The 10001-nt window shown below is 71.6% G+C and carries 11 protein-coding genes; all 11 read right to left on the bottom strand.

Translation table 11 applies throughout. The features are described 5' to 3' along the window. Positions 1-68: 68 nt before the first annotated feature. On the bottom strand, positions 69-1130 hold the full coding sequence (locus tag C1I93_RS23985; protein WP_111245548.1) for an ABC transporter permease: 1062 nt from the start codon (positions 1128-1130) through the stop codon (positions 69-71). Then, positions 1127-2020, bottom strand: a complete 894-nt coding sequence (locus C1I93_RS23990) for an ABC transporter ATP-binding protein (RefSeq protein ID WP_111245549.1) — start codon at positions 2018-2020, stop codon at positions 1127-1129. Before C1I93_RS23990 ends, C1I93_RS23985 begins: the two co-directional genes overlap by 4 nt. A gap of 82 nt (positions 2021-2102) precedes the next feature. Then, positions 2103-2807: a response regulator gene (locus tag C1I93_RS23995; RefSeq protein WP_111245555.1), complete on the bottom strand. Its 705-nt coding sequence runs from the start codon at positions 2805-2807 to the stop codon at positions 2103-2105. A gap of 113 nt (positions 2808-2920) precedes the next feature. Beyond that, on the bottom strand, positions 2921-4195 hold the full coding sequence (locus C1I93_RS24000; protein ID WP_111245556.1) for a sensor histidine kinase: 1275 nt from the start codon (positions 4193-4195) through the stop codon (positions 2921-2923). A 91-nt stretch (positions 4196-4286) separates the two neighbouring features. Beyond that, positions 4287-4703: a hypothetical protein gene (locus C1I93_RS24005; protein ID WP_111245550.1), complete on the bottom strand. Its 417-nt coding sequence runs from the start codon at positions 4701-4703 to the stop codon at positions 4287-4289. Then, complete coding sequence (locus tag C1I93_RS24010) at positions 4703-4990, bottom strand: hypothetical protein (RefSeq protein ID WP_146603568.1); 288 nt, start codon at positions 4988-4990, stop codon at positions 4703-4705. Before C1I93_RS24010 ends, C1I93_RS24005 begins: the two co-directional genes overlap by 1 nt. 55 nt (positions 4991-5045) lie before the next feature. Beyond that, positions 5046-7109, bottom strand: coding sequence for a M48 family metallopeptidase (locus C1I93_RS24015; protein WP_111245552.1), 2064 nt, complete (start codon positions 7107-7109; stop codon positions 5046-5048). 7 nt (positions 7110-7116) lie between these two features. Further along, positions 7117-7713, bottom strand: a complete 597-nt coding sequence (locus tag C1I93_RS24020; protein WP_212808568.1) for a LemA family protein — start codon at positions 7711-7713, stop codon at positions 7117-7119. 136 nt (positions 7714-7849) lie between these two features. Beyond that, positions 7850-8788, bottom strand: a complete 939-nt coding sequence (locus tag C1I93_RS24025; RefSeq protein WP_111245553.1) for an HAAS signaling domain-containing protein — start codon at positions 8786-8788, stop codon at positions 7850-7852. Next, complete coding sequence (locus tag C1I93_RS24030) at positions 8785-9126, bottom strand: PadR family transcriptional regulator (protein WP_111245554.1); 342 nt, start codon at positions 9124-9126, stop codon at positions 8785-8787. Before C1I93_RS24030 ends, C1I93_RS24025 begins: the two co-directional genes overlap by 4 nt. 240 nt (positions 9127-9366) lie before the next feature. Continuing rightward, on the bottom strand, positions 9367-10001 hold a 635-nt coding region (locus C1I93_RS24035), incomplete at its 5' end, for a hypothetical protein (RefSeq protein ID WP_438819587.1).

A 10001-nucleotide genomic window follows, 5' to 3' on the forward strand; every position in this document is an offset into this window, starting at 1 on the left:
CACCTGGCCCACCCCACGTCTCCCCGCCACTTGGACGGCGATCCCACCGCACCCCTGAGTGTCTGGGGTCAGGCCACGGTTTCGCGGTCGCGCCAGGCGGTGCGCAGCGAGGTACGGCCGTTGGTACGCAGCAACGATCCCTCGTAGACCCGGGCCCCGGCGAGCAGGAACCCGACCGCCGTCACCAGCAGCAGGGCCAGCGACACGAACGGCTCCCAGCCGGCCGCGTCCCCGCTGAACAGCCGTAGCGGCATCGCCGTCGGCGACGAGAACGGCAGGTACGACAGGGCTCGCATGGCAGTGGCGTTGTCGTTGAGGAAGACCACCGCGAAGAACGGCAGCATCACCGCGAGCTGCACCGGCATCGACACACCGCCGATGTCCTCCAGCCGGTTGACCAGTGCGCCGGCTGCCGCCCACATGGCCGCGATCAGCACGAAGCCGAGCAGGAAGAACGGGATGAACCAGCCGATCGCCGGGGCTAGCAGCGAGAGCAGCCCGGTGTCGCCGCCGAACGCCGTGCCGGCCACCGCGACCACAGCCACCAGCGCGATCTGCCCGAGCGCCAGGAGCGTGCCGGCGAGCATCTTGCCGGCCAGCAACGCCCGGACCGACACCGCGGCGACGAGGATCTCCACGATCCGGGTCTGCTTCTCCTCGATGATGCTCTGCGCGATCTGTACGCCGAAGGTCTGCGAGGTGATGAAGAAGACGAAGGCGAAGGCGAAGGGTACGAGGAAGGCCAGCGCCGGATCCAGCGCGTCGGGATCCAGCAGCTGAACGGGGGGTGCGCTGCTCAGCGCGGAAACCACCTCGCGGGGGGCGTCGGTCATGGCTAGCACGGCCGGGCCGGCGACGACTGCGGCGTCCACGTCGCCGTCGCGTACCGCCTGTTCTGCGGCAGCGTCGTCGGGCACCATACGCACCTCCAGGCCCGCCTCGCGCAGCGGGGCGGCCATCGCTTCGGTCGCCGCCACGCTGGGCGGCCCGCCGGCCAGCAGCGGCGGCAGGATCGTCGCCGCCCCAGCGATCAGCAGGAAGACCAGCGTACTGATCAAGAAGGTGCGGTCGCGCAGCTTGACCCGGATCTCCCGGGCGGCGACCAGGCGGGTGGCCTCGAAGGTGTTCACTTGGTGACCTCTCGGAAGATCTCGGCGAGGGAGGGGCTGACCGGGCGGAACGCGCGCACCGGGCCCCGGTCCAGCGCCGCGCGAAGCACCGGCTGCTCGTCGGCGCCGGGGGCGAGGTCGAACACGGCGCGGGCACCGTCGAGGTCGACCAGACTCACCCCGGGCTGGTCCCGCAGCCAGCCGGCGTCGGTCTCCACCACCAGCTCGAACCGGGGCGTGGCGTACGCGGCGCGCAGCTCCTCGCGGCTCCCGGCGACGCGGATGGTGCCGTCCCCGATGATCACCAGGTCGTCGCAGAGCCGCTCGACGACATCAAGCTGGTGGCTGGAGAAGAGCACCGGGGCACCGGCGGTAGCCCGCTCGCGCAGCACGGCGACGATGGTCTCCACGGCCAGCGGGTCCAGGCCGGAGAAGGGTTCGTCGAGCACCAGCACCTCGGGGTCGTGCACCAGCGCGGCGGCGATCTGGGCCCGCTGCTGGTTGCCCAGCGACAGCGTCTCCAGCAGGTCGTCGCCCCGCTCGGCCAGCCCAACCCGCTCCAGCAGCGTGTCGGTGGCCCGCCGGGCGCTCTCGGCGGTCATGCCGTGCAGTCGGCCCAGATAGTTGACCTGATCGCGGACGGTCATCTTGGGATAGAGGCCACGTTCCTCAGGCATGTAGCCGAACCGCCGCCGAGCGTCCCGGGTGAGCGGGGCGTCCCGCCACGTCACCTGGCCCGAGTCGGCGGCGAGCACCCCGAGGATGATGCGCATGGTGGTGGTCTTGCCGGCACCGTTGCCGCCGACGAAGCCGGTCATCCGGCCGGCGACGACGTCGAAGGAGACGTCTTTGAGCACCTGACGGTCGCCGAAACTGCGGTCGACGCCGTCGAGGCGGAGCACGCTGGTCATGCCGGCAACGCTAGGTCGTCGCGGGCCGGTTGCCGTCCGCCCACCGATGGAGATCATGGTTCCGCCTCGGGGCGGAGGCCGCTCACCCGCCGGGCCGGACCACCCCGTGTTCGTACGCGAAGACCACCGCCTGCACCCGGTCGCGCAGCCCCAGCTTGGCCAACACCCGGCTGACGTGTGACTTCACGGTGGCCTCGCCGAGATGCAGGGCGGCGGCGATCTCGGCGTTGCTGGCACCTCCGGCGACCAGCACCAACACCTCCCGCTCCCGGGGCGTGAGGTCGCCCAGCGCCGCTTCCGGCGAGGTGCCGACGACACTCCCGCCGCCGGGCCGGGCGAAGGTGGCGATCACCCGTCGGGTGACATCGGGGGCGAGCAGTCCGTCGCCCCGGGCCAGCACCCGGATCGCCTCGACAAGCGCCTCCGGTGTGCCGTTCTTGAGCAGGAAGCCGCTGGCTCCGGCGCGCAGCGCGGCGAACAGGTAGTCGTCCCGGTCGAAGGTGGTGAGGATCAGCACCGCCGGTCCGCCCGGGGTGTCGGTGTCCGCGCTGATCCGCCGGGTGGCCTCCAGACCGTCGACCCTGGGCATCTCCACATCCATCAACACCACGTCCGGGCGCAGCGCCCGGGTCATGCCGACCGCCCGGTCACCGTCGGCGGCCTCGCCGACCACCTCGATGTCGTCCTCCACCTCCAGGATGACCCGGAAGCCGGTGCGGACCAGGTGCTGGTCGTCGGCGAGCAGCACCCGGATCGGCCGGCTGCCCGTGGCGTCGCCCGCGCTCATGCCTGCTGTCCCGCCGGGCGTGGCGTCGTACGCGTTCATGCCGGCTGTCCCGCCGGGCGTGGCGTCGTACGCGTTCATGCCTGTTGTCCCGCCGGGCGTGGTGTCGTACGCGTTCATGCCGGCTGTCCCGCCGCGACCGGCAACGGGAAGCGGGCCCGCACCCGCCAGCCGCCAACCGAGCGCCGACCGACCTCGAACTCGCCGCCGTGCGCGGCGACCCGTTCCCGCATCCCGATCAACCCCAGTCCGTCGGCGTTCGCCGGACGGGCGGGCCGGCCGTCGTCGGTCACCTCGACCTCCATCTCGTGTGCCAGATAGCGGATCCGTACGTCGAGCATGCGTGCCCCGGCGGCGTGCTTCAACGCGTTCGTGGTGGCCTCCTGCACCACCCGGTACACCGCCTGGGAGAGCGACCCGGGCAGTGGCCTGGGCTCGCCGTACACCCCGAGGGTGGCCTGCAGCCCCGCCTCCCGGGCCCGCTCGAGGATGGTCTCGACCTGGTCGATCCCGGCCGCCTGGCCGGTGTCGTCGGCGTCGCTGTCGCGGGCGCGCAGCACGCCGAGCATCCGGCGCAGCTCGTCGACGGCCGTACGCGCGGTCTCCTCGATCGCGGTGAGCGCCACCCGGGCCTTCGCCGGATCCTTGTCCAGGACGCGGCGGCAGGCCGACGCCTGCACCCCCATCACCGACACGTGGTGGGCGACCACGTCGTGCAGCTCACGGGCGATCCGCACCCGCTCGCCGACCACCGCGTGCTCCCGGATCTGGGCCTGCGACCGGAGGAGCTGCTCCGCGTGCCGCGCCAGCTCGTGCTGCCGGCCGGCGGAGATCCACGCGGTCTCCCCGAAGGCGTACGCGAACCCGAAGAAGAGCACGTTTATCAGTACGCTGTAGACGATCGCGGCGAGTATCGGCGGCACCGGTCCGACCGCCTCCGCGAACGCGTCTGCGGGAATGGTGTCGAAGCTTGTCACGTGGGAGATGGCGAGCCAGACGAACATCGCGCCGATCAGGCCGATCCGCAACCGCCGGGACAGCCTGCGGTCCTGACCCCAGGCCCCCAGCGTGTAGATGGCGGCGAACAACGCCCACTGCGACAGTTGCCACTCGGGGACGGCGCGGACCTGCGCGCCGATGAACGCGGCCGAGATGACCAACGCGGTGGCGGCCGGGAAACGGCGACGCCAGATCAGCGGCAGCGGCACCGCGACGGTCCAGAGGATCTGCTCCAGCCCGGAGGGCGGTGGCCCCAGCGGGAACGTCCCGGTGCTTCTGACCAGGGTGAGACTGATCAGGGCCAGCGCCGTCGCGGCCAACCCGGTGTAGAGGTCCAGCCGCTGCTGCTCGGCTGTGGGCCCCGGCCGTCGCCAGTCGTCTGCCGTCTCGATGGTCACCCTGGCCAGGATGCCACCACGCGCCCAGCCGTGCCGCCACCGGCTGGTGCTGCCGTCGACCGGCGCTGCGGTCGGACGGCGCTGGTCAGGCGTCGTCGAGCGGAATATGGTGCACCAGGTCGGGGGCGAGGACGGCAGGCGCCAGGTGGGGTTCGGTGGTGAGGTAGTAGGCGTCGTGGCGCAGCGCGGCCCACACCGCGTGGGCGCGGGCGAGGTCACCTTTCACCAGGGGGACCGTGGTAGCCACCTCGGCCGCGTGCCCGGCAGCCAACGGCAGCACCGCCACGCCGGGCAGGGTGGCCAGCACGCCGAGCCGGGCGCTTGCTGGCCGGTCGGCACTGGACTGCGCGTACGCCTCCAGCAGCGCCACGGTGGGTAGCCCGGCGTACGCGCCCTCGTCAGCGATGTCGACGAGCAACTCTCCCACGTGCACGTGCCCCCGGGAGAAGGACAGCATCGCGCTGGTGTCCAGGACGGCGCGGATCTCGACGTCGTCGCGCATCAGGCGGCGACGGTGTCGTCGGTCGGCCAGGTGCCGGCTGCCAGCATGTCACGCCGTCGCGCGTTCTCCGCGCGCTGTTCCGCACTCAGGCGGGGCAGTCGGCCCCGCACCCGGGCGACGCCCTCGTCGGTCACCTCGACGCCCACCGCCCGGAGCATCGCGGCGGTGGCGGCGGCACGATCCATCCGAGCCCGCAGCGCGTCGGCGACAGCTGCCGACGCGTTTTCCTCCCCGTCGAGATAGGTGGCCACGTCGTCGGGCAGACTCACCGTCACACGCTTTGTCATACCCGGATCATACTGCCGTCGCTAGCCTGTTGGTCCTGACGTGCCGCAGCGCGGATCAGTCGATGCCGTGGCCGGCCATCGGTGGCAGCGGGCAGTGCAGCAGGCCGCAGATCGTGCGCAGCAGCTCGACTTCGGGCACGGTCATCATCCCGTCGTGGCTGATCACCGCCACCACCGCCGCGACCAGCCGCTCCTTGTCGCCGGGGCGTAGCCCGTCCAGCACCGGCCAGGCGGTCTCCAGGGCCAGCACGCCGTTCGCCGGTGGCGCGTACGGCAGGGTGCCGAGCCGCAAGGAGGCGACCCCGGCCTGGAAGGCCCGTTCGGCCTCGGCCCGGTCGGGGTGCCCGACCTGGGCGAGGATGGCCAGCAGCGCGGCCGCCGCGGAACGGGCGTCGGTGAGCGTACGCCGGTCGGTGCGCCACCGGGAGTCCGGCCGCAGCGACTCCTGGATCTCGGCCAGCAGCAGCCGGGACAGGCAGTACTCTGTCACGTTTATCGCGCCGTCGGCGTGGATCAGCGTGAACACGGCAGCCAGCAGCGCCTCCAGTTCCGGGCCCGGTCGGTCGCGCAGCGCCGGGAAGGTCAACTCGGCAAGCGGCAACCGCAGTTCGGCGGGGAGCGTGGCCAGGTCGTCGGCCGCCCGCAGGGCACCGTCGGCCAGCTTGCGGCCGTGCTGCTGGGCCAGTGCGGCGTACTGATGCTGCCGGACCTCCGGCTCGGTGCTGAGCAGCAGGCCGAGCAGCAGCGGTGCCGCCGTCTCACGGTGGCGGGCCCGGTCGAGCAGCGGGTCGGGGATCCGATCGATGATCGCGGCGGCGTGGGTGTAGGCGGTCTCGGTGGGGGCGGCGACCCGGCCCAGCACCTCGTCCGGCGCGACGCGCACCCGGGCGTCGGGCCCGGGCAGCCCCGGCCCGGTCTGCCCCGCCTGGCCCGGCCCACCGGCACCACCCGCACCCGACGTGGCCGCACCTGGTGTGGCTGCACCCGACGTGGCCGGACCTGGCGTGGCCGGGCCTGGCGTGGCCGGGCCAGGCGTGGCCGGGCCTGGCGTGGCTGGACCGGCGAGGCCGAGCGCGACGTCCTCCTGCCGGCCCTGCGGCGGTGCCGCCGCCCACCGCCGGGAGAGCTGTTGCAGCTCGGCCGGGTCGAACGACGGTTCCAAGACCTTGATCCGCTTGGCCAGCGGGGGATGGGTGGCGAACCAGGAGGCTCGGGCCGCCTCGCCGAAGAGCATGTGCCCGACCTCGTCGCGCTTCGGCGACTTCAGCTCGGAGCCGTCGGTCAGCCCGCCGATCTTCTTCAGCGCCCCGGCGATGCCCCGGGTCTGCCGGGTGTACTGCACGGCGGAGGCGTCGGCGAGGTATTCCCGCTGTCGGGACACCGATGCCTGGATGAGTCGCCCGGCGAGGACCCCGACGTAGCCGGCCACCAGCAGCGCCAGGCCGATCAGGGCCAGCGGGGCGCCGCCGCTGTTGTTGTTGTTCCGCTGCCGGCCGCCGCCGCTGATGATGCCGGCGCGGGCCAGGCCACGGCCGATCACGGTCAGGAAGAGGATCCCGAACAGCAGGCCCATCAGCCGGATGTTGAGCCGCATGTCGCCGTTGACCACGTGCGCGAACTCGTGGGCGATGACCCCTTGCAGCTCGTCGCGGTTGAGCCGCTGCAACGCGCCCCGGGTGACCGCGACGGCCGCGTCGGCGGGCCCCCACCCGGCGGCGAAGGCGTTGATCCCCGTCTCGTGCGGCAGCACGTAGACCTCGGGCACCGGCACGCCGGAGGCCAGCGACATCTCCTCGACCACGTTGCGCAGCCGGCGCAGCTCCGGGTCGGTGGTGTTCGGCGGCACCGGCACCCCGCCCAACTCGCGCGCCACCTTCCCACCGCCGCCGCGCAACGCGAGCGTACGCACCAGCGCGGCGAGCCCGATCGCCGCGACGGTGCCGACGCTGACCACGGCGATCAGCCCGAGCAGCTGTTCCGGCGGGCCGGCGGTGGCGTTGAACGCGATGATCGCGGCGAGGTTCACCACCACCACGATGCCGACCACGGCCAGCACGAACAGCAGCACCAACCGGGTCGACAGCCGGCGGACCTGGCGCTGTCGTTCGAAGAAGTTCATCGGTGACTCAGAACGAGACCTGCGGGGCCTGGCGCTGCGTCGGGTCGTCCGGCTGGAACAACGCCGCCGGCCCGAACGAGAACATCCCCGCGACCAGGCTGGAGGGGAAGACCTCGCGCTTGTTGTTGTACGCCATCACCGCGTCGTTGTACGCCTGCCGGGCGAAGGCGACCCGGTTCTCGGTCGAGGTCAGCTCCTCGGAGAGCTGCATCATGTTCTGGTTGGCCTTGAGGTCCGGGTACGCCTCGGAGAGCGCGAAGAGTCGGCCCAGGGTGGCGGTGAGCGCGTTCTCCGCGCCGCTGATCTGCTGCATCGCGGCCGGGTCGCCGGGGGCCGCCGCAGCGGTGGCCTGCGCGTTGACCGCGGCGTTGCGGGCGGTGATCACCGCCTCCAGGGTCTCCCGCTCGTGCTTGAGGTAGCCCTTGGCGGTTTCCACCAGGTTGGGGATGAGATCGTGCCGCCGGACCAACTGCACGTCGATCTGAGCGAAGGCGTTGCGGTACGCGTTGCGTGCCCGGACCAACCCGTTGTAGATCGAGACGCCGAAGCCGAGCACCGCGACGACGATCACCGCCAGACACACCAATCCGATGATCAGTTCCACGGCCACTCCTCCGGTACGCACCCCTACTTCCGCTGATCATCCTACTTACCCACCCCACCCCCACCCTGTTGATCATGAGGTTAGCGGCAGTCGGGGAGATCAACTTCGCCGCTAACCTCATGATCGACGGGGTGGGTTAAGGGGCTCGGTGGGCTTTGCGGGCGCTGTCGAGTACGTCCCAGATTGTGGTTGTGGTGATTGCTAGCGCGCTGACGGCGGTGAGCGTGTCGACGCCGCCGTCGCGAAGCCAGGCGAAGTGGGCGACGAAGTCGGGGTTGAAGAGTCGGTCGGTGAGCAGCAGCCAGATCATCGGCACCGCGAACGCCAGGTTGAGTACGAGGTTGACGGCGACCAGCCGCCAGGTCCAGCGGCCGGCCCGGTACTTGGCGATCTCCAGCCCGATGGTGGCGAGCAGGACCGCGATCAGCACCGGCAGCCAGGACCGCCACAGCGCCGGATCGATGATCGGCAGCCGAACGTCGTCACCGACCACCGTTTGGAAGTGCTGCCACGGCAGCACCGCGATCAACAGCACCAGCATGACGATCGAGGCGCACACGTTGACGAGGGTGGTGTCGCGTTCGGCGGGCGACTCGGGGAGCTGGTCGACCGACCAGCGCGGCAGGTTCAGCGAGGTGCCGAGCCGTTCCAGGACGGCGAAGACCGCGGTCACCCAGAACGCGATCTGCACCGCGACGTTGAACGCCGTCGAGATGCCCGCACCGATGGCGCCTCCCGCGTTGTCGGTGGTGGTGGCCTGGACCACCCCGACCACCAGCCCGACGATGGCCGGGATGATGCTGACCAGCACGATCAGCAGACGTTGCCAGACCAGGTAGTACGCCGGGCCGATGAGTTGGAGCCTGCGGTCGGCGTAGCTCGCGGCGAGCTGGGCCGGGTCGCCCAACTCGTTGAGCACCTCGCGCTCGGCCGCGCTGGCGTCCAGCCCGTCGGCGGTCCGGCCGTCGATCATGTCCGCGATCGAGGCCCGCAGCTCGGTGGCGATCTCCTCACGTCGGCCCGCCGGCACCGAGCGCAGGGTTGCGGCGAGGTAGCGATCCGTCAGGGTGGTCATCGGGGGGCTCCTTCGATCAGCGCGGTCAGGGAGGTCCGCACGGCGGTGAGGTCGTCGAGCAGCCGGCTGAGCACCTGCTCACCGGTGTCGCTGGTGCGGTAGAACTTGCGCGGCCGGCTCTCCTCGGTGTTCCACTCGCTGGTCAGGAGGCCCTGCTCCTCCAGGCGGCGGAGCAGGGGATAGAGGGTGTTGGCGTCGACCGGGAAGCCGTGCCCGGTGAGCCGTTGCAGCAGCGCGTAGCCGTAGTCGGGTCGGCGCAGGGCGACCAGGCTGGCCACCACCACCGTCCCCCGGCGTAGCTCCTGGAGGTGGGTCCGTAGGACGTCGTCGCTGACCATGCGTCACACCATACTGTGTGCCACACATCATTGTCCATTGCACAACGATGTCTGCCACCCGATATCGTGTTGGCCGAGGCGCACTGACCCAGCGGGTACGGCCGGGAACCCGACGTCGGAGACGAAGCCCTTGCCGCCCGACCAGGGCGGCCCCCGCCGCTGCACGGGAGCCGCCCCGGTCGCTGCACGGGAGCCGCCCGGCCGGTGCCGTTCACCGGCAGTCGGCCCGATCCGCGCTGCTCAGCAGGGGCCGCCCTGCCGGAAGGCGCGCTCCACGAAGGACGCCGGACCCACCTGGAAGGCACCCACCCCGGGCCGGATCGGATGTCCGGTGAACAGCTCCACCCGGTTGCCGAACCGGACCAGGTACCCGCTGGCGGTGCCCGCGTCGTTGCTGATCATGTCGCCACGCGTCCCGTAGATCGTCTCCAACTGGGCGAAGCTCATCCCGACCCCCGCACCGGCGGGCGAGTAGGGCGGTGCGGTGGCGGTGGAGACCTCCACCAGCCGGCCGGACCGGAAGGTGAGCAGGATGACGCCCGCCCACTCGCCGACGACACCGGTGTGCACCACCCCGGCGCAGGCAGACACCGGCGAGTCGATGAGCCCGGCGGCGGTCAGCCGGTCCAGGCGGGCGCCGATCCGGAACGGACCGGTGCCCCGCACACTCAGCACCTCGGTGCCCGCCCCCTGACCGGCCGCACTCTCGACGGCGGTGGCCGCGGCGGGCGGGGAAACGGAACGGGCGCTGGCCGGCGCCGCCCCGACCAGGACCAAGACGGTCGCCACCATGACGTACGCGAAACGGTGCACAGAAATCGCCTCCTCGGCATCGGTTCCTACTCCCTTCTGTCTCCACCCCACCCCCACAAGTT

Origin of the sequence: Micromonospora endophytica (assembly GCF_003236305.1) — a bacterium.
In the GTDB taxonomy this organism is placed as follows: Bacteria; Actinomycetota; Actinomycetes; order Mycobacteriales; family Micromonosporaceae; genus Micromonospora; species Micromonospora endophytica.